The organism is Streptomyces malaysiensis subsp. malaysiensis (genome assembly GCF_040653035.1).
GTDB lineage: Bacteria > Actinomycetota > Actinomycetes > Streptomycetales > Streptomycetaceae > Streptomyces > Streptomyces malaysiensis.
This window is the reverse complement of the sequence record NZ_JBEZNG010000001.1, coordinates 847,106-872,371: the sequence shown is the minus strand read 5'-3', so window position 1 is coordinate 872,371 and position 25,266 is coordinate 847,106. Positions and strand designations below refer to the sequence as shown.

Below are 25,266 nucleotides of genomic sequence, written 5' to 3'. Positions count from 1 at the left end.
CCCCTTGTGACGACCGTCTCCCCGATTCTGTCCTACTCGGGGCCTTTGCGCAGGATCAACGAAGCGCAAGGTCAGCGGAGTTCGGGTGCGAGCCGCCCGCTCATGGCTGCCGTGCCGATGGTGTGGCCAGCGCCCGGCGCCACTGCTCGGTGACCGACCGCCGCAGGCGTTCGGTGTCGACGGCGGGCGGGTCGAGAAGTCGTTGCAGCCCGATTCCTCGGAGCTGTCCGACGATCGCCGGCGCGACCTCCTCGGGTGCGAGGTCGTCGCGGATGGTGCCGTCGGCGATTCCGGCCGCCACCTCGACGCGCAGATCGGCCCTGAACGTCTCGTCCCGCTCGCGGAAGATCGGTGCCAGTTCGGGCATGGTGGGCGCCTCGGCCCACAGCAGCAGGAACGCGTGACGGGCGGCGCCCACCTGGCCGAGTTCGCCGATGTAGCCGTCGATCAGCCGCAGGAGGCGGTCCAGTCCTGGGGGCAGATCGGCAAGGCCCGGCACGAACCCGGCTTGTGCGGTGCGGGCCAGGAGCTCGAGGAGAGCCTGCTTCGAACCGAAGTGGTGGGCGATGATCCCGCGGCTGTACCCGGCTCGCTCACCCACCCGCGCCAGCGTCAGCGAGTGCACTCCCTGCTCGACGACCAGCTCGGCGGCTGCCGCCAGCAAGGCGGCTTCGGCCTGGTCGCGGCGCTGCTTCTGGGTGCGGCGGGGGGTCGGCATGACGAGAGTCCTCACTAACTTGCGTGTCGTCCAACAAGTTTATACGGTGCCACTCATCCTGACTGGAGGTTTCGATGATCGACATGGATGAGCGCGCCCTCGATGTCTTCCTGGCCGAAGACCCCGGCGGCCCCGTGGTGATGCTGAACCTGCTGCGGTTCCGCCCGGACGGCGGGCGCGAGAGCTACCAGCGCTATATCGAGGCGCTGGGCCTGGAGATCAACGCGCGGTACGGATTGCGGGTGGAGTACCTCGGGAACGGCGGTCATGCCCTGGTCGCCGAGGAGGGGCAGGCATGGGACGCGGTGCTCCTGGTGCGCTACCCCAGCCGCCGGACGTTCGCCGACATGGTCCGTGACCCCGACTACCGGGCGGTGTCCCATCTCCGCGCCGAGGCGCTGGTGGAATCGGTCTTGCAGCCGACCGTGCCGCTCCAGGGGAGCGTGGTCTGATGCCCGCCGTCTTCGTACACGGCAATCCCGAGACGGCGGCCGTCTGGGACCCCCTGCTCGCCGAGCTGAAGGCCGCCGGCGCTGCTCCGGCCGACCTCATCTGTCTGTCCCCGCCCGGATTCGGCGCGCCGCTGCCGCCCGGGTTCGGGGCGACCGTCGGGGCGTACCGCGACTGGCTGATCGGTGAACTGACACGCTTCGCCGAGCCCGTGGACCTGGTGGGCCACGACTGGGGCGGCGGACACGTCCTCAACGCGGTGATGAGCCGCCCGGACCTGGTACGGAGCTGGGCCAGCGACACGATCGCGGTCTTCGAACCCGACTACGTCTGGCATGAGCTCGCCCAGCGATGGCAGACGCCGGGAATCGGAGAGGCCGATGTGGCCGCACGCTTCGGCGCCCCCGTCGAGCAGCGGATCGCGACGCTCGTCGAGCGGGGGATGGGCGAGTCGGCGGCCGAGCGGGTCGCCCAGGGGCAGAACGAGGAGATGGGCCGGGCCGTCCTCGCGCTCTACGCCTCCGCCATGCCACCGGTGATGGCCGAGCTCGGCCGGGACCTGGAAAACGCGGCGCGACGGCCGGGACTCGTGTTCCTCGCCACCGAGGACCACGTGGCCGGCACCGCCGAGCAGCGCCGCCGCGCCGCGCGCCGCGCCGGTGCCCGGGTGGAGGTCCTCGATGGGCTGGGCCACTGGTGGATGACACACGACCCCGCCCGCGGCGCGGCGGCGCTCACCCGTTTCTGGGCGTCGCTGGACCACGCGTAGTCGCACACACCTGGATGCCGCACAGGCGAGGGTGCCGTCCGGGACGGAGACGGCGCCCTTGTCCATCCCCTCGCGGCTTGGAGGCGATCTATGCGGCCAGTACGAGCGATCAGGCTCGGAAGAGCGGAACGGGTCCGGGTCATCCTTCGCCGTTGCGGGATTACGCAGCCGTACCGGAAGCCGCGGCAGCACTCGTCGGACAAGAGGCGGCCTGAAACACGAAGCGGGTCAACTGGCGTGCAGCATCAGCCCGATGCCCGCCACCATCAGCCCCGCCGCCACGATCCTCGGACCGCCGAACCGCTCCTTGAAGAACAGCGCCCCGATGGCCGCGCCCACGATGATCGACGATTCGCGCAGCGCCGCGATCGGGGCGAGTTCGGCCTGGGTCTGGGCCCACAGGACCAGGCCGTAGGCGCAGACCGACAGCAGCCCGCCGAGCAGTCCGCGCGCCGCGACCGGCCGCAGCTGCCCAAGGAGCGCACCGCGCCGGATGGCCAGGGCGCAGCAGGGGATGGCGAAGCCCTCGAGGATCATCAGCCAGGCGATATAGCCGGGCGGACTGCCGGAGGCGCGCACCCCCAGACCGTCCACGACGGTGTACGCGGCAATGGAGAGACCGGTGGCGATGGCGGCCGTAAGGGCGAGCCACTGCGGTGCGCCCCCGCCGCTCGCCCCGCCGTTCTCAATGCTCTCGTCGTTCTCGTTGCCATCGTCGGCTTCGCGCTCGGCGTGCCGCGACCCCCTGATGCCCCACAGCGCCACGCCCACCAGCCCCGCCGAGGCCAGCGCGACCCCCGCCGCCTGCCAGTGGTCCGGCCGCTCACCGACGAAGACCGCGGCGGCCACGGTCACCACGAGCGGTGCGGTGCCGCGCGCGATGGGATACATCTGGCCGAAATCGCCCAGGTGGAACGAGCGCATGAGTAGCAGCTGATAGACCACATGGATGGCCGCGGAGGCCAGCAGATACGGCCAGGCGCCCGCCGCGGGCAGCGAGGCGAACGGCAGCAGCGCCAGCCCGCACAGCGCCCCGCCGCCGCCCACCAGGGTGAAGGCGATCAGTTGGTCCCTGATGCCGTGCGCGATCGCGTTCCAGCTGGCGTGGGTGACGGCCGCGATCAGCACCGCGGCCGCGACCAGCGGGGTCACGCGGACCGCTCGCGCACATCCACCAGGGTGCCGTCGGCATGCGCGACAAGGGCCTTGGGGTCGAGCGGGAAGACGGTGTGCGGATTGCCCGCCGCGGCCCACACGGTCCCGTGGTCCAGCAGCCCGCGGTCGGCGAGGACGCGGGTGCGGGTGCGGTGGCCGAAGGGCGGCACCCCGCCGATGGCGTAGCCGGTGGTCTCCCGCACCAGCGCGGCGTTCGCCCGGCGGACGCTCCCGGCGCCCAACTCGCGCCGTACGAGCTCGACGTCGACCCGTGACGACCCGTCCATCAGCACCACCACCGGCTGTCCGTCCGCCTCGAAGACCAGCGACTTGACGATCTGGCTCAGCTCACAGCCGATGGCCGCGGCGGCCTCCGCGGCGGTGCGGGTGGCATCGGGGAAGCGGCGCACCTCGACGTCCAGGCCGAGCTCGCGCAGGGCTTCGGCGAAGCGGGGGTGGGCGGCGGTGTCAGGGGTGGGATCGACCATGGAACGACGCTACCGACGCGCCCGCGGCCCACGCCATGACTTTTCCCCGCGGTCGCACCAGCGTCCAAGACCGCGCCCGGTGTTTCGAGGATGATCGGGCCATGGATACGCGACCCGTCAATGTCCACGAGGCGCTGGCCTCCTTCGACGATGTCTACAGCCCCCGGATCGTGGCCCGGATGAACGACTACGACGTCCGGATCGCCCACACCCTGGGCGAGCACGTCTGGCACGCCCACGACGACACCGACGAGTTCTTCCTGGTCCTCGACGGCCGGTTCGACATCGCCCTCAGGGACGCCGACGGCACCGAGCGCACGGTCGTGCTGCACAAGGGCGACACGTTCGTGGTCCCCAGGGGCACCGAGCACAAGCCGTCGTCCCCGGGCGGCTCGATCCTGATGTTCGAGCCCTCGGGGACCAGCTCGACCGGCGACCGCCATGACGGCGAGATTCCCGCTCATGTGGACAGCACCACCGGCCGCGCGCTCGGCTGACGGTGCCTGGCCGACCGCTGATCCCATCGCCGACCGGCCGGTCGGCCGAACGCGAAGGAGCCGGGTGGGCGCTTGAGCGCCCGCCCGGCTCCCGTGCCGTCACGCCGGCGGAACGAACCCCGGCGGAACGAACCGTGACGGAGCGAACCCCGGCGGAATGAACCGTGACGGAACGAACCGCGGTGGAAGGCCCCGCTCAGCCGCCCGCGCGCAGCAGCGCCGCCACCATCGGGCCCGCCGTGTCGCCGCCGTGGCCGCCCTCGGGGACCACACCGGCCGCCGCGACATCGTCGCGGTACGCGCTGAACCAGCCGTTGGGCTTCTCCTGGTTGTCCACCTCGGCCGAACCGGTCTTGGCGCCGAAGTCACCGCTCATCCCGGCCATCGCCTCCGCGGCGGTGCCCGAGGTGGCCGTCAGGTTCATCAGCTTCCGCAACTGGTCATGGGTGCTCGACTTCATCGTCTTGCTCGCCTTGGCCAGCGTCCGGTTGTCCAGCGACGGCGAGACCAGGTACGGCTGGCGGAAGGTGCCGGTGGACGCGGTGGCCGCGACCGACGCCATGTTGAGCGGGTTCATCCGCACCCCGCCCTGGCCGATCAGCGAGGCGGCCTTGGAGGCCGCGGACTGCACCGGCACGGAGCCGTCGAAGGTGGGCACACCGGTCTGCCAGTTGAGCCCGATGCCGAAGACGTTCCGGGCCTCGTTGGTCAGGTCGTCGTTCTTCAGCTTGCCCGCCTGGCTGATGAAGGCCGTGTTGCAGGAGCGGGCGAAGCTCTGCTCGAAGGTGCCGTTCTTGATCTCGAACTTCTTGTCGTTCTGGAACTTCCAGCCGCCGTAGGAGAAGTACTTCGGGCACGGATGCGGCTTGCCGTACGCCGCCAGACCCTTGTCGATCAGCGTCGCCGAGGTGATGATCTTCATCGTCGAGCCGGGTGCGTACGAGCCCTGGAAGGCGGTGTTGAAACCGCTCGCGGGGGAGTTGGCCAGCGCGAGGATCTCACCGGTGCTGGGCTTGACCGCCACCACCGACGCCTTGGTGCGCTTGCCCACCTGCTGCTCGGCCGTGCGCTGGAGCGATGCGTCGATCGTGGTGCGCAGCGTGCCCGGAGTGCCCTTGGAGAGCACCTTCAGCGTCTTGTCGGGGGACTTGGAGCCCTTGGCACGCGCGATCCAGGTCTCCACGCCCGGCTCGCCGCCCGCCTTCTTGCCGTACCGCTCGCGCAGCGCGGCCAGGACGGTCTTCAGGGTCGGGTGCTCGGCGGCGGTCAGCTCCTTGCCGTCCCGGTCCACCGCCTTGATCGGCGGCGCCTCGGACGCACCGGTCTTCAGCGTGTCGCCCTCGGCGAGGTCGGGGTGGACCACGGAGGACTTCCAGGCGACGACCGGCTTGCCGGTCTCGGTGTCGCGCGTCACGGTCAGCGAGGATTCATACGTCCAGGGGACGCTCGCACCGCCGGAGGAAATCTGCGCGTTGACCGAGAACGGCACCTTCGCACCGCTCGCCTGCCCCGCCTCCAGCGCCACCTTGGCCACATGGGCCTTCTTGCGGTAACCGCTCAGCGCCGTGGTGGCCGCGCCGCTGTCGTCCGTAAGGGCGGCGGCCTTGGCCGTCTCGCCCTCCGCCCAGGCCGCCAGGAACGCGCGGGCGGTGGTCTTCACCTCGGCCGCGCTCGGCGGGCCGGTCTTCACCTTCTTCAGCGACGGCTTGTCGTCACCCGAGCCGGCGCTCGCACCGTCCTTCGCGCTCGATGAATCGTCCTGGCCGCTGCCGCAACCGGCCACTCCGACCATGGCGGCGAACACCGCACCGACGATCGCGGCTCTCGCGCCACTCCGCATTGCAGAACCCCCACACTGTGTTCTCGGGTCCCTCCATCAGTCGATGGAGGTCGCGGTGCCCGGCACTCTACCGGCACCACGTGACGCCCCCGCGCCCTCACAGTAGGGGGCACGGGGGCGGTGGCCGGAACCAGACGGCGGGCCGGGGGTCAGATCCAGGTATCGAGCCACATCCGGGCCCGCCAGTCGTCCATGGGGATTGTCTGGCCGGTGTAGAGCGGGAAGAAGTAGATGAAGTTCCAGATGATCAGCAGGACGAGTGCGCCCGAGCCGACCGCGCCGATCACCCGGCGGGTTTCGCTCGCGCCCGGTGGCCCCAGCAGCGCGCCGATCATCATCGCCACCGCCAGGCACAGGAAGGGCACGAAGACCACGGCGTAGAAGGAGAAGATCGTCCGGTCCTGGTAGAGGAACCACGGCAGATAGCCCGCGGCGATTCCGCAAAGGATCGCGCCGGCCCGCCAGTCGCGCCGCAGCGCCCACCGGAAGAGCAGGTACAGCAGGGCGAAACAGGCCGTCCACCACAGCAGCGGGGTGCCGATGGCCAGCACCTCGCGGGCGCACTTCTCGGCGGCGTCCTTGGGGCAGCCCTCCTGGCCGGCCCGCGGGGACTCGTAGAAGTACGAGACCGGGCGCGACTGGATCAGCCAGCTCCACGGATTGGACTGGTAGACATGCGGTGAGTCGAGGTTGACGTGGAACTTGTAGACCTCGGACTCGTAGTGCCACAGGCTCCGCAGCGGGTTGAGCAGCCAGTCGAAGGCGCCGCCGGTGCCGTAGCCGCCGCCGTCCGGCTTGCCGGATTCGGCCCAGTGGCGGAAGTAGCCGCTGTGCCGCCAGCCGCGGGTCCGGTCGAAGGTGCCGCTCGCGGTGAACCAGCCCGACCAGGAGGCGATGTACGTGACGATCGCCACCGGCACCAGCGAGCCGAACGCCCAGCCCAGATCGCGCCGCAGCACCGCCCGGTAGGGGCGGAGGGCGCCCGCGGTACGGCGGCTGCCCACGTCCCACAGGACGGTCATCAGGCCGAAGGCCGCCAGCACGTACATCCCGTTCCACTTGGTGCCGATGGCCAGGCCCAGCAGAACCCCGGCCGCGATCCGCCATGGCCGCGCGCCCAGCTTCAGACCCTGGCCCACCGCCGGGTCCGGCCGCGCCGTGCCGTCCTCACCGGCCGGCAGGGCGGCCGCCAGCCTGGCGCGCGCCCGGTCCCGGTCGATGAGCAGAGCCCCGAAGGCGGCCAGCACGAAGAACATCACGACCAGGTCGAGCAGCGCCGTGCGGCTCATCACGAAGTGCAGCCCGTCCACGGCCAGCAGCGCGCCCGCCAGACAGCCCAGGAACGTCGACCGGAACAGCCGCCGCCCGATCCGGCACAGCATCAGCACCGAAAGCGTGCCGAGCACCGCGACCATGAACCGCCAGCCGAACGGGTGCAGCCCGAAGAACTGCTCGCCGAGCCCGATGACCCACTTGCCCACCGGCGGATGCACCACATACGAGGCCGCGTCGCCGAGCGGGATGTGCTGCGGGGCGTCGAGGATCCGGTCATTGGCGTTTTTCGGCCAGGTGCCCTCGTAGCCGTACTCCCAGACCGACCAGGCGTCCTTGGCGTAGTACGTCTCGTCGAATATGACGTTGTCCGGGCTGCCCAGCCGCCAGAAACGGGTCAGCCCGGCGCACAGCGCGACCAGCAGCGGACCGCCCCAGCCGCTCCAGCGGGCGATTCTGGCCGCCGCCGAGGGGGTCGCGCCGAGGACCTCCCAGAGCCGGGTGCCCGGCTCCGCGTACGGAGGGACCAGCCGCTCCCGTACGCCGGGCCTGGTCTGGCCCGCGTATCCGAAACGGCGCAGCCGGCGCTGCCAGGCCGGCGGCTGATGGCCGGTGGCTTTGCCCGGCTGGGCGTGGGTCGCGGTGTCACTGCTCACCGGGCCATCGTAGGGAAGGGGTCTGTGAGTGTGGCGGGGAAAGGCGGCGAACGGGGATTCGTGCCCGGGGCGGCCGCCGCGGGGCCGGACCTCGGCGCCGGGTTCGGCCTGGTTCCGCCGGGGTCGGCCTGTGGCCGGGCCCGCCGCGCCCGGCTGCGAGGATGGTGGGCGTGACTGGAACGCTCGTACTGGCAGGGACCCCCATCGGCGACACGGCGGACGCGCCCCCGAGGCTGGCCGCCGAGCTCGCGGCCGCCGATGTGATCGCCGCCGAGGACACCCGGCGGCTGCGCCGCCTCACCCAGGCCCTGGACGTGCGCCCGTCCGGCCGGGTGGTCTCCTATTTCGAGGGCAACGAATCGGCCCGTACGCCCGAGCTTGTCGAGTCGCTGGCCCAGGGCGCCCGGGTGCTGCTGGTCACCGACGCGGGCATGCCGTCGGTCTCCGACCCCGGCTACCGCCTGGTCGCCGCCGCCGTGGAGCGCGGCATCACCGTCACCGCCGTGCCCGGCCCGTCCGCGGTGCTCACCGCCCTGGCGGTCTCCGGGCTGCCGGTGGACCGCTTCTGCTTCGAGGGGTTCCCGCCGCGCAAGGCCGGGGAGCGGCTGACGCGGCTGCGCGAGGTCGCCGACGAGCGCCGCACCCTGGTCTGGTTCGAGGCCCCGCACCGGCTGGACGACACCCTGGCGGCCATGGCCGAGGTGTTCGGCGCGGACCGCCGCGCCGCGGTGTGCCGGGAGCTGACCAAGACCTACGAGGAGGTGCGGCGCGGCCCGCTGGCGGAGCTGGCCGCCTGGGCGGCGGAGGGCGTGCGCGGCGAGATCACCATCGTGGTCGAGGGCGCCCCCGCGCCCGGCCCCGACGAGGCGGGCCCCGCCGAGCTGGCCCGCCGGGTCGCGGTGCGCGAGGAGGCCGGTGAGCGCCGTAAGGAGGCCATCGCGGCGGTCGCACAGGAGGCCGGGGTGCCCAAACGGCAGGTGTTCGACGCCGTGGTGGCGGCGAAGAACGTGACGGGGAGCACGCCACGCGAAGGTAAAGCACCGTAGCGAAAAGCAAAGCTCAGGTTAGTAGCCGGGCAGTTGCTCACCGGTTTGGGAAGGCCGGGGCCAAATCTCCCTCAAAGAGAGGGAAGAGCCGGTGCGGTCGCGCCGGGAAAGGCGTCCACTGGTTGTGGAAGACCTGGGGCCATCCCATCCCGGAAGACTTGTCCTGTGTGACAAGAGGAGCTGCCATGAGCGATATAGCGGGAACCTCGAGCGGTGCTCATCCGATAGCCGCCCGCACCCCCTCCGATGAGCCCGGCGAGGTGGCCCACGAGGCGTATGCCTTCGCCTGCATGAAGTGCGGGCACGGCTGGGAGCGGTCGTACGACATCGAACACCACGTGGACGGCGAGGGCCGTGCCTTCGTCGTCTACTTCACCGGCGGCCGGCGCGTCCCGTCCCCGCTGACGAGCCCGGACTGCGTCAACTGCGGTGCGCATCTGGTGCGGATCATGCGGTCGGGCCAGGTCTCCTCGGTCCTGGAGAGTGCGCGGCGCGGGAGGCCGCACACCGCCCGGCGCCGGGGCGACGGCACGGGCGCGGCGGACGCCCCGACGGACGCCCGGACGGACACCCCGACGGACTCCGCGCCCGATGCCGCAGGGGCACCGGAAAACGAGGACTCCGCGCGGCACCGTGGGCACCATTGGCACCTTCCGAATCTGCTGCATCCCTTTCAGCACCACCGCGACTGAGGACGATCCGGTTCATATGAGCTGTTTCACATGAGCCGGTTCCGCGTCGGTTCATATGAGCCGGTTCCACGGCCGTTTCATATGAGCTGGTTCACATGAGCCGGTCGCGGGTCAACTGAGCGGGCGGACGCGATTCACCGCACATTCACCGGGATTCATAGAATCGCGACCATGGCGAAAACAGCATCGACCCGCGGCGGCAGTGACAAGGCGAACGGCGGGCAAATGGAAAAGGACGCGCCCCCGCCGCCGCCGGAGCCCCTGCGGGTCCCGGTCGCCGATTCCCACACCCACCTGGACATGCAGTCGGGCACCGTCGAGGAGGCACTGGCCAAGGCCGCCTCGGTCGGTGTGACCACCGTCGTCCAGGTGGGGTGCGATCTGGCGGGGTCCCAGTGGGCGGCCGAGACCGCGGCGGCGCACGAGAGCGTCTGGGCCACGGTGGCCCTGCACCCCAATGAGGCGCCCCGTATCGTCCTCGGCACCCCTCCTTCCGGGGGGCGGGCCCCCCGGACCCCCCGCGACGGCCGGTCCCGGCAGGGCGCGCGCGAGCCCGGCGGCGACGCCGCCCTGGACGCGGCCCTCGAACGGATAGCGGCCCTCGCCGCCCTGCCCCAGGTGCGGGGCGTGGGCGAGACGGGCCTGGACTACTTCCGCACCGGCCCGGAGGGCATGGCCGCCCAGGAGCGCTCGTTCCGCCGCCATATCGCCATCGCCAAGGAGCACGGCAAGGCGCTGGTCATCCACGACCGCGAGGCCCATGACGACGTACTGCGGGTGCTCGCGGAGGAGGGCGCGCCCGACACCGTCGTCTTCCACTGCTACTCCGGTGACGCGGCCATGGCGAAGATCTGCGCCGAGCACGGCTACTACATGTCGTTCGCGGGCAACGTCACCTTCAAGAACGCCCAGCCGCTGCGCGACGCCCTCGCCGTCGCCCCGCTCGACCTCGTCCTCGTCGAGACCGACGCCCCGTTCCTGACTCCCGTCCCCTACCGCGGACGGCCCAACGCTCCATATCTGATTCCGCTCACCCTGCGGGCCATGGCCGAGGTCAAGAACGTCCCCGAGGACACCCTGGCGACCGCCGTAGCGGCCAATACGGCGCGCGTTTTCGGCTATTGAGAGGCGGTGGCGCTCCGGAGCGGGTGATCACACAGCGTGATGATCTTCCTTTGGAGAGTCACCTCCACTCCGCTACAGTCCCGGACCCAACGCCCTGATCAGTGGACTTGTGGAGTGTTACCGGAGTGTTGTCGTGAGCCGCAGTGGCAGCCACCGCGTCCCGGGTGGCCGTGGAGCCGCCCGCCGAGCCGCCCGGCGCGGCGCCCCCGGGCGGGCCGACCCGATGCGGCGGCTGCTGCCGCAGGCGATGGTGGTCGCCGCGCTGGCGGGCGGCACCTCCGCCTTCGTCGCCCAGGACAAGGCCGTACGGCTCAGTGTCGACGGCGACGCGCGCACCCTGCACACCTACGCCGACGACGTGGGCGAGCTGCTGGCGGACGAGGACCTCCGCGTCGGCGCCCACGACATCGTCGCCCCCGCGCCCGGACAGCGGCTCGCCGACGGCGACGAGATCGCCATCCGCTACGGCCGCCCGGTCACCCTCACCCTCGACGGGGAGCGCCGCCGGGTATGGACCACGGCGCGCACGGTTGACGGCGCACTGCGCCAACTGGGCGTACGTGCCGAGGGGGCGTATCTGTCCGCCTCCCGCTCCGCCGCCATCACCAGCCGCGGTCTGCTCCTGCACGTCCGCACCGAGCGGACTGTCACCTTCCGCGCCGACGGGCACGAACACCCCGTCCGCACCAACGCGGCCACCGTCGGCGAGGCCCTCACCGCCGCCGGGCTCACGCTGCGCGGCCAGGACACCACCTCCGTACCCCTGGACAGCTTCCCGCGCGACGGCCAGACGGTGACGGTGATGCGGATCACCGGCGGCAAGGAGGTCCGGTACCAGCCGGTGCCCTTCACCACCGTCCGCCGCGCCGACCCCACGCTCCCCAAGGGCACCGAGATCCAAGGACGACCTGGCGAACCGGGCACCCTGCGCATCACCTACCGGGTGCGCAGCGTCAACGGCGTACGGCAGCGGCCGCGGAAGATCGGCAGCGAGATCGTCAAGGCGCCGGTGGCCCGGATCGTCCGAGTCGGCACCATGATCGTGCCCGCGCGGGTCGGCGGCCCGGCGGACGGGCTCAACTGGCGGGCGATGGCCCGCTGCGAATCGGGCGGCCGCCCGGACGCGGTCGACGACTCCGGCCGCTACGGCGGCCTCTACCAGCTCGACCAGGGCACCTGGCACGCCCTCGGCGGCCACGGCCGCCCCCAGGACGCGCCCCCGGCCGAACAGACCTACCGCGCCAAGAAGCTCTACCAGCAGCGCGGCGCAGGCCCCTGGCCCACGTGCGGCCGCAAGCTGCACCAATGATCCGGGTCCGGATCGCCTCCGGGACGCGCTGAGCGCTCCGCGGGAAGCGCGCTGAGGGAGGCCGTCGCTCGTCCGCGGCCGCGCGGCGGAGCCGCGCATCGGCACAGCCCCGAGCAGGGCGCGGGGCTGTGTCGAATCGCCGACTCCCGCTGCTGGGAGGGTGTCCCTGCCGACGGCCGACCGCACTCGGTCGCCCACGCGACGGCGCGCGCACGTTGACCGCAGCACGCGCTCTCAGCGCCCGCTCGCCCTTACGACAGCGACGCGCCCCTTCGGCGCCCGGCTGGGGGTGCCGCCGAGGGCGGGGATGCCCCGTCCCGTCCGTGAATCGGGCTCCGACGTGGGTGAGCCGGGTCCCGATGTCTGCGTACCGGTCTCCGATGTCGGTGGACCAGGCTCCGACGTCCGTGGGAACCGGGGCCCGAAGAGCAGCCGTAAACTTCCCAGGTGAGCTCCACCGATCCCGTCCCCGTCCCCGGTCCCGATGCCGATGCCCTGCTCGGCCCCGCCGACATCCGCCAACTCGCGGCGCGGCTCGGCGTACGCCCGACCAAGCAGCGCGGTCAGAACTTCGTCATCGACGCCAACACGGTCCGCCGGATCGTTCGGACCGCCGGGGTGCGCCCCGAGGACGTGGTCGTCGAGGTCGGCCCCGGGCTCGGCTCGCTGACCCTCGCGCTGTTGGAGGCCGCCGACCGGGTCACCGCCATCGAGATCGACGACGTCCTAGCCGCCGCCCTCCCCGCGACCGTCGGGGCCAGGCTGCCGCACCGCGCCGATCACTTCGCGCTGGTGCACAGCGACGCCCTGCGGGTGACCGAACTCCCGGGCCCCGCCCCGACCGCACTGGTCGCCAACCTGCCCTACAACGTCGCCGTGCCCGTGCTGCTCCATATGCTCGGCCGGTTCCCGACCATCGAACGGACGCTGGTCATGGTCCAGTCCGAGGTCGCCGACCGGCTCGCCGCGCCCCCCGGCTCCAAGGTCTATGGCGTCCCCTCCGTGAAGGCCGCCTGGTACGCCCACGTCAAGCGCGCGGGCGCGATCGGCCGCAACGTCTTCTGGCCCGCGCCCAACGTCGACTCCGGCCTGGTCTCGATGATACGCCGGGACGAACCCCTGCGCACCACGGCCACCCGGGAGCAGGTCTTCGCGGTGGTCGACGCGGCGTTCGCCCAGCGCCGCAAGACGCTCAGGGCGGCGCTCGCGGGGTGGGCCGGGTCGGCGGGGGCCGCCGAGGAGGCCCTGAGGGCCGCCGGGGTCTCGCCGCAGGCGCGCGGCGAGGCGCTGACGGTGGAGGACTTCGCCGCGATCGCCGAACACGGCCCGGCGGCCTGACCCGACGTAGCGCCTGCGGTCGCGCTTCGTTCCCCACCCCCAGGCCCCCACAGGCGGGACAATGGCCCCACCGGAACACCCGAACCCCACCAAGGAGCCCCGTGACCCGCCCCGTCACCGCCCGTGTGCCCGCCAAGGTCAACGTCCAGCTCGCGGTCGGCGGACTGCGCCCCGACGGGTTCCACGACCTCGCCAACGTCTTCCTGGCCGTCGGGCTCCACGACGAGGTCACCGCGACCCCCGCCGACTCCCTCCGCATCACCGTCGAGGGCACGGACGCCGGCCAGGTGCCCCTGGACCGCACCAACCTCGCCGCCCGTGCCGCCTCCGCCCTCGCCGAACGGCACGGCATCGCGCCCGATGTCCATCTCCACATCGCCAAGGACATCCCCGTCGCGGGTGGCATGGCGGGCGGCAGCGCGGACGCCGCCGGGGCGCTGCTGGCCTGCGACGCGCTGTGGGGCACCAAGGCGCCCCGCGCCGAACTCCTCGAGATCTGCGCCGACTTGGGCAGCGACATCCCGTTCAGCCTCGTCGGCGGCGTGGCCCTCGGCCGTGGCCGGGGCGAGCTGCTGACCCCGCTGGAGACCGGCGGCACCTTCCACTGGGTGTTCGCCGTGGCCGACGGCGGGCTCTCCACCCCCGCCGTCTACCGCGAATGCGACCGGCTCCGCGAGGCGTCCGGCGCGGGCGCGAGCGCCGCCGACGTCCCCGAGCCGGAGCCCTCCGAGGCGCTGCTGGACGCGCTGCGCACGGGCGATGCCACCGCGTTGGCCGCCGCCGTCTCCAACGATCTTCAGCCCGCCGCGCTCTCGCTGCGCCCCGCGCTCGCCGACACCTTGCGCGCCGGCGCGGACGCGGGCGCACTCGCCTCCCTCGTCTCGGGTTCCGGCCCGACCTGCGCCTTCCTGGCCAAGGACACCGAGGCCGCGCAGGCGGTGGCGGGCGCGCTGACCGCCTCGGGCACCTGCCGCACGGTCCGAATCACCTCCGGCCCGGTCCCCGGGGCACGGCTGGTCGGGGCCTGAGCCCTGGCCCTCGGGACGCGGTTGGTCAGGGCCCGAGCCCTGGCCCCGGGAGCCCAGCCCTGGCCCCCGGGCCCGAGCCCCAGCCCCGGCCCCCAGGGCGCAGCCGGTCGGGCCCGAGTCCCGGTCCCCAGGTCGCGCCTCCCCAGGCCCTGAGCGAGGCGCTCCGCGCGGCGACTACCCTGGGATGCCGATCGATCCGCGTAATGGAGTGTGATGGCGACCAACCTGGTCAACGTTGAATCCGTCGGCAAGGTGTACGGCACCCGTGCGCTGCTGGACGGCGTCTCCCTCGGGGTGAACGAGGGCGACCGCATCGGCGTCGTCGGCCGGAACGGCGACGGCAAGACCACGCTCATCCGGATCCTCGCCAAGCTGGAGCCCGCCGACGACGGCCGCGTGACCCACTCCGGCGATCTGCGGCTCGGCGTGCTCACCCAGCACGACTCCCTGGACCCCGGGGCCACCATCCGCCATGAGGTGATCGGCGATCTCGCCGACCACGAGTGGGCCGGTGACGCCAAGATCCGGGATGTGCTCACCGGGCTGTTCGGCGGGCTGGACCTGCCGGCCTTCCCCCAGGGGCTCGATACCGTCATCGGCCCGCTGTCCGGCGGTGAGCGCCGCCGTATCGCGCTCGCCAAGCTGCTGATCGCCGAGCAGGACCTGATCGTCCTCGACGAGCCCACCAACCACCTCGACGTCGAGGGCATCTCCTGGCTGGCCGGGCATCTGCGGGCCCGCCGCTCGGCCCTGGTGGTGGTCACCCACGACCGCTGGTTCCTGGACCAGGTCTGCACCCGGATGTGGGACGTCCAGCGCGGCGCCGTCCATGAGTACGAGGGCGGCTACAGCGACTACGTCTTCGCCCGCGCCGAGCGCGAGCGCATCGCCGCCAGCGAGGAGGCCAAGCGGCAGAACCTGGTGCGCAAGGAGCTCGCCTGGCTGCGCCGTGGCGCCCCCGCCCGTACCAGCAAGCCCCGCTTCCGTATCGAGGCGGCCAACGCGCTGATCGCCGATGTGCCGCCGCCCCGCGACAGCGCCGAGCTGATGCGGTTCGCGAACTCCCGGCTCGGCAAGACCGTCTTCGACCTGGAGGACGTGACCGTCACCGCCGGGCCCAAGGTGCTGCTCAAGCATCTGACCTGGCAGCTGGGGCCCGGCGACCGGATCGGCCTGGTGGGGGTGAACGGCGCGGGCAAGACCTCGCTGCTGCGCGCCCTGTCCGAGGCCGCCCGCAGCGAGGGCGAACGGCAGCCCGCCGGGGGCCGGATCGCGGTCGGCAGGACCGTGAAGCTGGCGTATCTGTCGCAGGAGGTCGCCGAACTCGACCCGAACCTGCGGGTCCTGGAGGCCGTCGAGCAGGTGCGGCAGCGGGTCGACCTCGGCAAGGGCCGGGAGCTGACCGCCTCGCAGCTGTGCGAGAAGTTCGGCTTCACCAAGGAGAAGCAGTGGACCCCGGTCGGCGATCTGTCCGGCGGTGAGCGGCGCCGGCTCCAGATCCTGCGGCTGCTGATGGACGAGCCCAATGTGCTCTTCCTGGACGAGCCCACCAACGACCTGGACATCGAGACCCTGACCCAGCTGGAGGACCTACTCGACGGCTGGCCCGGTTCGCTCGTGGTCATCAGCCACGACCGCTACTTCATCGAGCGCACCACCGACCGGGTGCTCGCGCTGCTGGGCGACGCCACCTTGCGGATGCTGCCGCGCGGTGTGGACGAGTACCTGGAGCGGCGGCAGCGGGTGCTGGCCGCGGCCGCCCCGGCCGCCGCCGCGCCCGCCAAGCGGAAGACCGACGAACAGGCCGCCCGGCAGCGGTCGGCGGCCGAGCAGCGCGCCGCCAAGAAGGAACTCCAGCGCATCGAGCGGCGCCTGGACCGGATCAGCGGGCAGGAGTCCGAGCTGCATACCCGGATCGCCGAGCACGCCACGGACTTCGCCAAGGTCGCCGAGCTCGATGCCCAACTGCGCGAGCTGACGGGGGAGCGGGACGAACTGGAGACCCGCTGGCTGGAGCTGGCCGACGACGCATGAGCGCCGGATGAGCAACGCACGAGCACCGGCTGAGCGCCGGATGGGCGCCGGATAAGCGGTGAATGAGCGGTTGACGGGCGGCAGGCGGACAACGGACAAGCGGACGGGCCGCCTCTCCATGTGAGTGGCCTGAAAGCATCGTGTGAAGAGGTTGTGCGGCGGTGGCGCGTGCCCTGGCAACGGTCGCGTCACAGGCCGGTCTCAGCTGGTCGATGACCTGGGCACTGGTCCCTATAACGCCCCTTACGGGTGATACAAAGAACTCCCGCCTGCCTTCCGCTCAATGGCGGGGTGCCCTGTCCGATTCGCTCCTTCCCGGAGGGTTTTGAACCACCGGGATCGCGGGGGAGGCCGGTCGGTCGATGGGCCCCGCATCTGAAGGACTTCGCATGTCACAGCCGCCTCCGCCGCCCAACCAGCCGCCGCAGGGTGGCTTCGGCGCGCCGCAGGATCCTGGTTACGGCTATCCGCAGCAGCCGCCCACGCCGCCTCCGGGCCAGCAGGGTTACGGCTATCCGCAGGCCCCCGGCCAGCCGCCACAGGCTCCCGGTCAGCCGCCGCAGGCTCCCGGTCAGCCGCCGCAGACCCCGCCTCCGCCGCCGTCGGCACCGCCGGCGCCGCCGCAGACGCCCCCGCAGGGCGCCGGCGGCTACGGCTACCCGGGGCAGCCGGCGTACGGCCAGCCGCCCCGGGGCGGCGCGTCGTCGCCGTACGCATCCGGCCAGCAGCCTTACGGGCAGCCGCAGTACGGTCAGCAGCCTTACGGACAGCCGCAATTCGGCCAGCCGCAGTACGGCCAGCCGCCGCAGGCCCAGTACCCCGGCGCCCCCGGCCCGGGCGGCCCCGGCGGCTCCGGCCAGTCCAAGCAGCGCATGGCGATCATCGTCAGCGTCGTGGTCGCGGTCGCCCTGATCATCGGCGGTGGCATCTGGTTCGCCACCCAGGACGACGACGGCGGCGGCAGCGAGGCCAAGGGCAAGGACAAGCAGTCCAGCCAGGGCGGTTCGAAGGGTTCCTCGGGCGGCGGGGACAAGCCCGCCGAGGCCGTCGACGCCAAGCTGCTCAACAAGGTCCCGATGCCCAAGGTCTCCGACCAGGTCACCGTCGAGGGCATGTGGGTCACCGACGACGCCTTCGTGAAGGCCGGTGTCTACAAGATCGTCGGCTATCCGCTGAGCGGCGGCGCCGCGAAGTGGACGATCCCGCTGGACGGCGCGGTCTGCTGGTCCTCGGACCATCTCACCAAGGACGGGCTGACCACGGTCCTCTACCAGGAGGCCAAGCCGTCGGCCGCCGACAAGTACCCCAGCTGCACCGAGGTCGGGCTGCTCGACCTGAAGAACGGCAAGATGCTGTGGCACCGGAACGTCAAGGAGGGTGACTCGAAGATCTCCTTCGACGAGGTCACCATCGGCGGCGGCACGGTGGCCGCGGGCGGCACCAGCGGCGGCGCCGCCTGGTCCAGCTCGGGCCAGGCGCTGTGGAAGCCCAAGTCGGGCGAGCAGTGCTCGGACGACGGCTACGCGGGCGGCGAGGACAAGCTGGTCGCGGTGCGCCGCTGCGGCGACTACGACAACCCGCAGATCCAGGTCCAGACGCTGAACCCGAAGACGGGCGCGGTGAAGTCGGCCTACAAGGTCTCGCAGGGCATCGACTACGTCCATGTCGCCTCCACCGACCCGCTGGTGATCGGCCTGGACGCCGGTGACTCGACCGGCTCGGCGGTCTCGGACTTCCTGTCCATCGACGACAGCGCCAAGGCCGGCAAGGTGCTCGGCAAGATCGGCACCGAGAACGGCAAGTACGACGCCAAGTGCGAGTCGACCAACGTCGAGGGCTGCCGGAAGATCGCCGTCTCCAAGTCGGCCAAGACCCTCTTCCTCGGCTCCGAGGACCGCACCGACTCCAGCGCCGCGACGGCCAACGAGGTCGTGGCCTTCAGCCTGGAGAACGGCAAGCCGATCGGGAAGACCGACGGGGTCAAGGGCGCCGCGCTCACCCCGCTCGGGCTCGACGAGGACGGCTCCGTCCTCGCCTATCAGGAGAGCACCTGGCAGGCAGGCGGCGCTGTCTGGCGGATCGACCCCAAGTCGTACGCCAAGACCAAGCTGCTCCAGAACCCCGTCACCAGCCATGAGCTGGAGTCGAAGTTCAGCCCCAGCTACTCGGAGATCATCTACTCCGCGGAGCACCTCTACCTGAGCGACGTCTACGCCAGCAAGCCCTCGGGCACCTACGACCGGGACGACCCGCTGGCGCTCGTCTTCGGCGCGAGCTGACCCTCGGCGTCCGCCGAACCACCCCACGGCGGCCCCGCCCGTACCCACCGTACGGGCGGGGCCGCCGCTTTGCGCGCCGGCGAAGCACCGGGGTGCGCGCCCCCGCGGAACCCGGCCGCGGCGATCCGATTGGGGCGTCAACCGGACGTCAAGTAGGCACGAATGGCCGGGATTTCGGCATTCCGAGGGGCTTCTCCCCGGTAAGGGGCGCGCAACGTCGAACAAGCGTGTAGCTTTCCCCCCTGAGCGAATGGGGGGAGCTCATGGGCGTGCGACTCATGGTGGTCGACGATCACCGTCTGCTCGCGGAGGCGCTCGCCTCGGCGCTGAAGCTGCGCGGGCACCGGGTGCTCGCCGCGGCGGCGCCGAGCGCGGGCGCGGCGGACCTGGTGGTGAGCCGGGCGCCGGAGGTGTGCCTGCTGGGCACGGCGTCACCCGCGGAACCGGGGGTGTTCGACCCGGTGATGCGGATCAAGAAGGAGCGGCCGCAGGTCGCGGTGGTGGTGCTCGGCCCGGTGCCGAGCCCGCGCGGAATAGCCGCCGCCTTCGCCGCCGGGGCCTCCGGCTATGTGCGCCACGACGAGCGGATCGAGGGTGTCGAACGCGCCATGATGAAGGCGCGGGCGGGCGAGGCGGCCGTGGCGCCGCAGCTGCTCCAGGGGGCGTTCGCGGAGCTGCTCAACCCCGCGGCCCAGCCCGACGACGAGGGCGCCCGGCTGCTGCGCATGCTGACCCCGCGCGAGGTGGAGGTGCTGGTGCGGGTCGCCGAGGGCGAGGACACCCGGCTGATCGCGGCGGGCATGGGGATCGCCCCCAGCACGGCCCGCACCCATGTGCAGCGGGTGCTGATGAAGCTCGGGGTGGGCTCGCGGCTGGAGGCGGCGGCCCTGGCGGCGCGCACCGGGCTGCTGGACCGCGCCGCGTCCCGCCGTACGACCGAGGAGCCCCCGCCCCAGCCGCCCGCGTCGCCCCGGCCGCCCGCGTCGGCGCCGTAGCGCGCGCTGCCGCCGTAGCCCGTACCGGCGCCGTCAGCCGTACCGGCGGGGTGGCCCGTGCGCCGCTCAGCCCTCCCCGGTGCCGGTGCCGGTCCCCGGCCCGTTCTCCGCTCCTGGCCCGGTCCCGGCCCCCGGCTCGCTCCCGGGCCGGGAGGGACCCGGCTTGGGCACGGCCCCGGGGGCGGACAGCGGCCTGAGCTTCATCCAGAGCAGGAAGAGCAGGCCGACCGCGAGCACGCACCATCCGGTCCAGAGGTTGATGTTGATGCCCGACGCCTTCTTCACATCCGCGTCGGAGGCGGTGTACCCGGCGATGAGGACGATGATCCCGTAGACCACGAACAGCCCGCCGATGATGCGCCGCACATCGAACAGCCGGGCCGCGGTCGCCGACTTCTCCGCCAGCTCCTCGACCTCGTGCCGGTATTCGTACTCCTCACTCATGGTGTGGACTCCTTGTCCGCCGGAGGGTCACAGCGAGAACGGGATGTAGCACACGGCCGCGAGGATCAGCGCGCTCCAGCCCAGCACGGCCGGGCGCCGGTACCACGCCTCGTCGCCCGGCGCCGGTGGCTCGGCCACACCGGGCGCGGTGGTGCCGTAGACCAGACCGGCCAGCGACTCCACCGGCTTGGGCTCGGTGAACAGGGTCACCGTGATCATCACCACCCCGCCGACCACGAAGGCCACGATGGCGGAGACGAAGTTGGCGCCCTGGTCGCTGGGGATGGAGATGACGTCCGCCCGGTAGAGCCAGAAGTAGTTGATCAGCGCGGCGAGCGTGCCGCAGAGCAGCCCCCAGAACCCGGCCGGTGCGGTGGCCCGCCTCCAGAACATCCCGATGATGAAGACGCAGAACAGCGGCACGTTGAAGAACGAGAACAGGGTCTGGAGGTAGTTCATGATGTTGCTGAAGGAGGAGGCGATGAAGGCCGTGCCCATACCGACCAGCACCCCGATCGCCGTCACCACCCGCCCGGTCAGCAGGTAGTACCCGTCCGACCGGTTCCGCCGGATGTACGCCCGCCAGATGTCGTGGGTGAAGACCGTGTTGAAGGACGACACATTGGCCGCCATGCCCGCCATGAAGGCGGCCAGCAGCCCGGTCACCGCGAGCCCCAGCACCCCGTTCGGCAGCAGCTCGCTCATCAGCAGCGGAATCGCGTCGTTGTACTGGAGACCGCTCTTCTTCGAGCCGATGTCCGGCCGCAGGACCAGGGAGATCAGCCCGGGTACCACCACGATCAGCGGGATGAACACCTTCGGGAAGGCGGCGATCAGCGGGGTGCGCCGGGCGGCCGAGAGATTCCTGGCCGACAGGGCGCGCTGCACCTCGGCGAAGTTGGTCGTCCAGTAGCCGAAGCTCAGACAGAAGCCGAGGCCCAGCACGATGGTCAGCCAGTTGGCCCCCAGCGGGTTGGCGGAGCCGATGCCGGTGCCGCCCCAGGCGGAGACGAAGTTGGGGCCGTGGGAGGCCACGAGCGAGTCCTTGAGCCCGCCGAAGCCGCCGATCCGCCTGAGGCCGACGACGGTGAGCGGGATCAGGGCGGCCAGGATCACGAAGAACTGGAGCACCTCGTTGTAGATCGCCGAGGAGAGCCCGCCCAGTGTGATGTACGCGAGCACGAAGAGCCCCGCGACCACGATGGCCACCCACTGCGGCCAGCCGAGCAGCGCCTCCACCACGATCGCCATCGCGTAGAGGTTCACCCCCGCGATCAGCACCGACGCCACCGAGAAGATGATCGAGCTGAGGAGGTGCGAGGACGGTCCGTAGCGGTGCAGCAGGAACTCGGGCACGGACCGTACCTTGGAACCGTAGTAGAACGGCATCATCACCAGGCCGAGAAAGACCATGGCCGGAATGGCCCCGACCCAGTACCAGTGCACGGTGTACACCCCGTACTGCGCGCCGTTGGCGGCCATGCCCAGGATCTCCAGGGCGCCCAGATTCGCGGCGACGAAGGCCAGGCCGGTGACCCACGCGGGCAGCGACCGGCCGGAGAGAAAGAAGTCGAGGCTGGTCTTGACGCTCGCTCTGGCGGCGAATCCCACGCCCAGGACGACGGCGAAATAGAGGATCAGGATCGTGTAGTCGAGCGCATTGGTGGGGAGCCGGAGCCCTTCTGCCAGATAGTGCATGGTCTCGCCTCATCGCCTGAACGGAATGCACCAGAAACGTTCGGTGAACGTATCCGAATTCTTGTGGTTTGTCCGAGCACCTTCCCCGTGCATTGACGATGCTGTTGGCTTGTGGTTCATTATGTTGAGTTGTGTTGGGTGCATCTGACAGGAGCTGGCGGAGTGAAGAAGACGGCGACGCGGCTTGCGGACGGACGCGAGCTGATCTATTACGACGCGCGCGACGACGCGGTGCGCGACGCCGTCGACCAGCGGCCGCTCGACCCCATCGCGACCCGCTCGGAGATCCGGCACGACCGCCTGCTCGGCGACCGGGTCGCGGTCGCCTCCCACCGCCAGGCGCGCACCTACCACCCGCCGGCCGACGAATGCCCGCTGTGCCCCTCCCGCGAGGGCCGGCACAGCGAGATCCCCGCCGCCGACTACGACGTCGTGGTCTTCGAGAACCGCTTTCCGTCACTGGCCGGTGACTCGGGCCGGTGCGAGGTCGTGTGCTTCACCTCCGACCACGACGCCTCCTTCGCCGACCTCGACGCCGAACAGGCCGCGCTGGTGCTCGACGCCTGGACCGACCGCACCGCCGAGCTGGCCCACCACCCCGCCGTGGAGCAGGTCTTCTGCTTCGAGAACCGCGGTAAGGAGATCGGCGTCACCCTCGGCCATCCGCACGGCCAGATCTACGGCTATCCCTTTGTGACGCCTCGCACACAGCTGATGCTCCGTTCGCTCGGCGAGCACCGTGAGGTCACCGGTCGGAATCTGTTCGATGATGTGGTCGCCGATGAACTGGCCGACGGGCGCCGGGTGGTGCTCGACGGTGAGCACTGGGTCGCGTTCGTCCCGTACGCCGCCCACTGGCCCTATGAGGTGCACCTCTACCCGAAGCGGCGGGTCCCGGACCTGCCCGCGCTCGACGAGGCCGCGCGCACAGAGTTTCCACAGATGTATCTGGAACTCTTGAAGCGCTTCGACCGGATTTTCGGTGAAGGTGAGCCGCCCACGCCCTACATCTCCGCCTGGCACCAGGCGCCGTACCACCTGACCGACCGCGGTGAATTCGCACTTCACCTCGAGCTTTTCACCATCCGCCGCACTTCCGGCAAGCTGAAGTTTCTCGCGGGTTCCGAATCCGGCATGAATGTGTTCATCAACGATGTGCCGCCGGAGGCCGCGGCCGAACGACTGCGAGAGGTAGCGAGCAAGTGAGCAATGCGCAGCAGAAGAAGTACCTGGTCACCGGCGGTGCCGGCTATGTCGGCAGCGTGGTCGCGGCGCATCTGCTCGAAGCCGGGCACCGGGTGACGGTGCTCGACGACCTGTCCACCGGGTACCGCGTCGGAGTCCCCGAGGGCGCGGAGTTCATCGAGGGCCGCATTCAGGACGCCGCCAAGTGGCTCGACCCCTCCTATGACGGCGTTCTGCACTTCGCGGCGTTCTCCCAGGTCGGCGAGTCCGTCGTCAACCCCGAGAAGTACTGGGTCAACAATGTGGGCGGCACCACCGATCTGCTCGCCGCGATGCGCGACGCCGGGGTGCGCACCCTCGTCTTCTCCTCCACCGCCGCCACCTACGGCGAACCCGACCAGGTCCCGATCACCGAGGACCTCCCGACCGCGCCCACCAATCCCTACGGGGCCAGCAAGCTGGCCGTCGACCACATGATCAGCGGTGAATGCGCCGCCCACGGTCTGGCCGCGGTCTCCCTGCGCTACTTCAACGTCGCGGGCGCCTACGGGGCCTACGGCGAGCGCCATGACCCCGAGTCCCACCTCATCCCCCTGGTGCTCCAGGTCGCCCAGGGCCGGCGCGAGGCCATCTCCGTCTTCGGCGACGACTACGCCACCCCCGACGGCACCTGCGTCCGCGACTACATCCACGTCGCCGACCTCGCCGACGCCCATCTGCTCGCCCTCGGCGCGGCCTCCTCCGGCGAGCACCTCATCTGCAACCTCGGCAACGGCAACGGCTTCTCCGTCCGCGAGGTCATCGAGACGGTGCGCCAGGTCACCGGCCACCCCATCCCGGAGATCGCCGCCCCGCGCCGCGGCGGCGACCCGGCGGTCCTGGTGGCCTCCGCCGAGCGTGCCAAGGAGCGCCTGGGCTGGCGCCCGACCCGCGCCGACCTGGCCGGAATCGTCGCGGACGCATGGGAGTTCGCGCAGCGGAGGGAGAGTCAGTGACGGACGAGCACGGCCCCGGGCGGGTCACGGCGGGGTTCCGCGAGGTCTACGGCACCGAGCCCGGCGGCGTCTGGGCGGCGCCGGGCCGGGTCAATCTGATCGGCGAGCACACCGACTACAACGACGGCTTCGTGATGCCGCTCGCCCTGCCCCACACCTGCCTGGCCGCCGCCTCCCCGCGTACCGACGGGGTGCTGCGGCTGCACTCGGGCGACGTCCCGGGCGGGGTCGTCGAGCTGCGGGTCGAGGAGCTGACGCCGGTCGCGGACGGCACCGGCGGCGGCGACCACGGCGGCTGGGCGGCCTATCCGGCCGGAGTGGTCTGGGCGCTGCGCGAGGCGGGGCTGCTGACGGGCGCGGCCGGCGGTGCCGAGCTGCACTTCGAGTCCACCGTGCCCACCGGCGCCGGCCTTTCGTCGTCCGCCGCGCTGGAGGTCGTCACGGCCACCGCGCTGAACGACCTGTACGGACTGGGGCTCACCCCGCCGCGCATCGCCCAGCTGTGCCAGCGCGCGGAGAACGCGTTCGTGGGCGTGCCCTGCGGGATCATGGACCAGATGGCGTCGGCGTGCTGCACCGAGGGGCACGCCCTCTTCCTCGACGCCCGTGATCTCACCCAGCGTCAGGTGCCGTTCGACCTGGCGGCGGAGGGGCTGCGGCTGCTGGTCGTGGACACCCGCGTCAAGCACGAACTGGGCGACGGCGCCTATGCGAACCGGCGGGCCGCCTGCGAGGCGGCCGCGCGGGCGCTCGGGGTGCGGGCGCTGCGCGATGTGCCCTTCGACGGGCTGGAGGCGGCGCTCGCCGAGCTGGAGCGGCTGGGCTGCGACGCGGTCACCCGGCGCCGGGTGCGCCATGTGGTCACCGAGGACCGCAGGGTGGAGGAGGTCATCGAGCGGCTGGACGCGGGGGACACCCGGTCCATCGGACCGGTGCTGACCGCCGGGCACGCCTCCTGCCGCGACGACTTCGAGATCTCCTGCGCCGAGCTCGACCTCGTCGTGGAGACGGCGAACGCGGCGGGTGCGCTCGGGGCGCGGATGACCGGCGGCGGCTTCGGTGGCTCGGCCATCGTGCTGGTGGCGGAGGGGGACGCGGAGGCGGTGAGCAAGGCGGTGACCGAGGCGTTCGGCGTGGCCGGCCACCGGGCTCCGCGGATCTTCCCGGCGGTGCCCAGCGCGGGGGCGCGAGGGCTGTGAGGGGCGGGTGCGACGGCTGAAACCGGGGAGCCGGGCCGTCGCACCATCCCCCTT

22 protein-coding genes are annotated in these 25,266 nt (G+C 71.6%); 15 read left to right on the top strand and 7 right to left on the bottom strand.

The annotated features are described in order from the left end of the window. Window positions 1-100 precede the first annotated feature (100 nt). A complete protein-coding gene (locus AB0E24_RS03855; RefSeq protein ID WP_069864783.1) occupies window positions 101-718 on the bottom strand; it encodes a TetR/AcrR family transcriptional regulator in 618 nt (205 codons plus the stop codon). Between the two features lie 74 nt (window positions 719-792). Here AB0E24_RS03855 and AB0E24_RS03850 point away from each other — a divergent pair, with 74 nt between their 5' ends. Next, entirely contained in the window at window positions 793-1,170 is a 378-nt protein-coding gene (locus AB0E24_RS03850) for a DUF1330 domain-containing protein (protein ID WP_359374697.1), read from the top strand. After that, window positions 1,170-1,937: an alpha/beta fold hydrolase gene (locus tag AB0E24_RS03845; protein ID WP_079258714.1), complete on the top strand. Its 768-nt coding sequence runs from the start codon at window positions 1,170-1,172 to the stop codon at window positions 1,935-1,937. Before AB0E24_RS03850 ends, AB0E24_RS03845 begins: the two co-directional genes overlap by 1 nt. Window positions 1,938-2,165: 228 nt before the next feature. On the opposite strand, the gene AB0E24_RS03840 is transcribed toward AB0E24_RS03845, so the two are convergent. Both AB0E24_RS03840 and AB0E24_RS03835 read right to left on the bottom strand, forming a co-directional pair. After that, window positions 2,166-3,089: an EamA family transporter gene (locus tag AB0E24_RS03840; RefSeq protein ID WP_359374696.1), complete on the bottom strand. Its 924-nt coding sequence runs from the start codon at window positions 3,087-3,089 to the stop codon at window positions 2,166-2,168. Further along, complete coding sequence (locus AB0E24_RS03835; protein ID WP_206333151.1) at window positions 3,086-3,580, bottom strand: YbaK/EbsC family protein; 495 nt, start codon at window positions 3,578-3,580, stop codon at window positions 3,086-3,088. The genes AB0E24_RS03840 and AB0E24_RS03835 overlap by 4 nt, the downstream gene beginning before the upstream one ends. A gap of 101 nt (window positions 3,581-3,681) precedes the next feature. Between AB0E24_RS03835 and AB0E24_RS03830 the strand changes: the two genes are divergently transcribed. Then, the gene (locus AB0E24_RS03830; protein ID WP_093700280.1) at window positions 3,682-4,077 is read left to right on the top strand and encodes a cupin domain-containing protein; all 396 of its coding nucleotides are present in this window, start codon (window positions 3,682-3,684) and stop codon (window positions 4,075-4,077) included. Between the two features lie 196 nt (window positions 4,078-4,273). Here AB0E24_RS03830 and AB0E24_RS03825 read toward each other — a convergent pair whose 3' ends face one another. Then, complete coding sequence (locus tag AB0E24_RS03825) at window positions 4,274-5,917, bottom strand: penicillin-binding transpeptidase domain-containing protein (protein WP_079258717.1); 1,644 nt, start codon at window positions 5,915-5,917, stop codon at window positions 4,274-4,276. Window positions 5,918-6,066: 149 nt separating this feature from the next. Beyond that, complete coding sequence (locus tag AB0E24_RS03820; RefSeq protein ID WP_079258718.1) at window positions 6,067-7,845, bottom strand: dolichyl-phosphate-mannose--protein mannosyltransferase; 1,779 nt, start codon at window positions 7,843-7,845, stop codon at window positions 6,067-6,069. A 170-nt stretch (window positions 7,846-8,015) separates the two neighbouring features. On the opposite strand from AB0E24_RS03820, the gene rsmI reads away from it, so the two are divergent. The 9 genes from rsmI to AB0E24_RS03775 all read left to right on the top strand — a co-directional run bounded on the left by rsmI (window position 8,016) and on the right by AB0E24_RS03775 (window position 19,691). Next, the gene (rsmI, locus tag AB0E24_RS03815; protein ID WP_069864765.1) at window positions 8,016-8,891 is read left to right on the top strand and encodes a 16S rRNA (cytidine(1402)-2'-O)-methyltransferase; all 876 of its coding nucleotides are present in this window, start codon (window positions 8,016-8,018) and stop codon (window positions 8,889-8,891) included. Between the two features lie 185 nt (window positions 8,892-9,076). After that, complete coding sequence (locus tag AB0E24_RS03810) at window positions 9,077-9,583, top strand: hypothetical protein (protein WP_359374692.1); 507 nt, start codon at window positions 9,077-9,079, stop codon at window positions 9,581-9,583. A 171-nt stretch (window positions 9,584-9,754) separates the two neighbouring features. Beyond that, complete coding sequence (locus tag AB0E24_RS03805; RefSeq protein ID WP_359374691.1) at window positions 9,755-10,708, top strand: TatD family hydrolase; 954 nt, start codon at window positions 9,755-9,757, stop codon at window positions 10,706-10,708. Window positions 10,709-10,817: 109 nt separating this feature from the next. Next, window positions 10,818-12,017, top strand: coding sequence for a resuscitation-promoting factor (locus tag AB0E24_RS03800; protein WP_435865241.1), 1,200 nt, complete (start codon window positions 10,818-10,820; stop codon window positions 12,015-12,017). Between the two features lie 447 nt (window positions 12,018-12,464). Next, complete coding sequence (gene rsmA / locus AB0E24_RS03795; RefSeq protein ID WP_359374688.1) at window positions 12,465-13,355, top strand: 16S rRNA (adenine(1518)-N(6)/adenine(1519)-N(6))-dimethyltransferase RsmA; 891 nt, start codon at window positions 12,465-12,467, stop codon at window positions 13,353-13,355. 101 nt (window positions 13,356-13,456) lie between these two features. Beyond that, window positions 13,457-14,383, top strand: coding sequence for a 4-(cytidine 5'-diphospho)-2-C-methyl-D-erythritol kinase (locus tag AB0E24_RS03790; protein ID WP_359374687.1), 927 nt, complete (start codon window positions 13,457-13,459; stop codon window positions 14,381-14,383). A 213-nt stretch (window positions 14,384-14,596) separates the two neighbouring features. Beyond that, complete coding sequence (locus AB0E24_RS03785; RefSeq protein ID WP_069864753.1) at window positions 14,597-16,417, top strand: ABC-F family ATP-binding cassette domain-containing protein; 1,821 nt, start codon at window positions 14,597-14,599, stop codon at window positions 16,415-16,417. A gap of 389 nt (window positions 16,418-16,806) precedes the next feature. Continuing rightward, window positions 16,807-18,696, top strand: a complete 1,890-nt coding sequence (locus AB0E24_RS03780; protein WP_359374685.1) for a hypothetical protein — start codon at window positions 16,807-16,809, stop codon at window positions 18,694-18,696. A gap of 263 nt (window positions 18,697-18,959) precedes the next feature. Continuing rightward, complete coding sequence (locus AB0E24_RS03775) at window positions 18,960-19,691, top strand: response regulator transcription factor (RefSeq protein WP_079258726.1); 732 nt, start codon at window positions 18,960-18,962, stop codon at window positions 19,689-19,691. A 66-nt stretch (window positions 19,692-19,757) separates the two neighbouring features. Here the strand turns inward: AB0E24_RS03775 and AB0E24_RS03770 are convergent, their stop codons facing one another. Both AB0E24_RS03770 and AB0E24_RS03765 read right to left on the bottom strand, forming a co-directional pair. Further along, entirely contained in the window at window positions 19,758-20,135 is a 378-nt protein-coding gene (locus AB0E24_RS03770) for a hypothetical protein (protein ID WP_251770761.1), read from the bottom strand. Between the two features lie 27 nt (window positions 20,136-20,162). Continuing rightward, complete coding sequence (locus AB0E24_RS03765; protein ID WP_069864745.1) at window positions 20,163-21,833, bottom strand: sodium:solute symporter family protein; 1,671 nt, start codon at window positions 21,831-21,833, stop codon at window positions 20,163-20,165. 162 nt (window positions 21,834-21,995) lie between these two features. Here AB0E24_RS03765 and galT point away from each other — a divergent pair, with 162 nt between their 5' ends. Genes galT through galK form a run of 3 tightly spaced genes read left to right on the top strand, consistent with a single transcriptional unit; the run spans window position 21,996 to window position 25,212 of the window. Beyond that, window positions 21,996-23,039 carry a galactose-1-phosphate uridylyltransferase gene (gene galT, locus AB0E24_RS03760; protein WP_079258728.1) on the top strand — a complete coding sequence of 348 codons (1,044 nt, stop codon included), beginning with the start codon at window positions 21,996-21,998 and terminating at the stop codon, window positions 23,037-23,039. Continuing rightward, window positions 23,036-24,013 carry a UDP-glucose 4-epimerase GalE gene (galE, locus tag AB0E24_RS03755; protein ID WP_079258729.1) on the top strand — a complete coding sequence of 326 codons (978 nt, stop codon included), beginning with the start codon at window positions 23,036-23,038 and terminating at the stop codon, window positions 24,011-24,013. Before galT ends, galE begins: the two co-directional genes overlap by 4 nt. Beyond that, the gene (gene galK / locus AB0E24_RS03750; protein ID WP_099014699.1) at window positions 24,010-25,212 is read left to right on the top strand and encodes a galactokinase; all 1,203 of its coding nucleotides are present in this window, start codon (window positions 24,010-24,012) and stop codon (window positions 25,210-25,212) included. Before galE ends, galK begins: the two co-directional genes overlap by 4 nt. Window positions 25,213-25,266: the final 54 nt, after the last annotated feature.

Excerpts from the sequence above, each read along its gene's own strand:
- AB0E24_RS03765 (WP_069864745.1), bottom strand. The coding sequence starts at position 21,833 with ATGCACTATCTGGCAGAAGGGCTCCGGCTCCCCACCAATGCGCTCGAC.
- AB0E24_RS03780 (WP_359374685.1), top strand. The coding sequence starts at position 16,807 with ATGTCACAGCCGCCTCCGCCGCCCAACCAGCCGCCGCAGGGTGGCTTC.
- AB0E24_RS03805 (WP_359374691.1), top strand. The coding sequence starts at position 9,755 with ATGGCGAAAACAGCATCGACCCGCGGCGGCAGTGACAAGGCGAACGGC.
- AB0E24_RS03835 (WP_206333151.1), bottom strand. The coding sequence starts at position 3,580 with ATGGTCGATCCCACCCCTGACACCGCCGCCCACCCCCGCTTCGCCGAA.
- AB0E24_RS03830 (WP_093700280.1), top strand. The coding sequence starts at position 3,682 with ATGGATACGCGACCCGTCAATGTCCACGAGGCGCTGGCCTCCTTCGAC.
- AB0E24_RS03775 (WP_079258726.1), top strand. The coding sequence starts at position 18,960 with ATGGGCGTGCGACTCATGGTGGTCGACGATCACCGTCTGCTCGCGGAG.
- AB0E24_RS03810 (WP_359374692.1), top strand. The coding sequence starts at position 9,077 with ATGAGCGATATAGCGGGAACCTCGAGCGGTGCTCATCCGATAGCCGCC.
- AB0E24_RS03855 (WP_069864783.1), bottom strand. The coding sequence starts at position 718 with ATGCCGACCCCCCGCCGCACCCAGAAGCAGCGCCGCGACCAGGCCGAA.
- AB0E24_RS03845 (WP_079258714.1), top strand. The coding sequence starts at position 1,170 with ATGCCCGCCGTCTTCGTACACGGCAATCCCGAGACGGCGGCCGTCTGG.
- AB0E24_RS03770 (WP_251770761.1), bottom strand. The coding sequence starts at position 20,135 with ATGAGTGAGGAGTACGAATACCGGCACGAGGTCGAGGAGCTGGCGGAG.
- AB0E24_RS03785 (WP_069864753.1), top strand. The coding sequence starts at position 14,597 with ATGGCGACCAACCTGGTCAACGTTGAATCCGTCGGCAAGGTGTACGGC.
- AB0E24_RS03850 (WP_359374697.1), top strand. The coding sequence starts at position 793 with ATGATCGACATGGATGAGCGCGCCCTCGATGTCTTCCTGGCCGAAGAC.
- AB0E24_RS03825 (WP_079258717.1), bottom strand. The coding sequence starts at position 5,917 with ATGCGGAGTGGCGCGAGAGCCGCGATCGTCGGTGCGGTGTTCGCCGCC.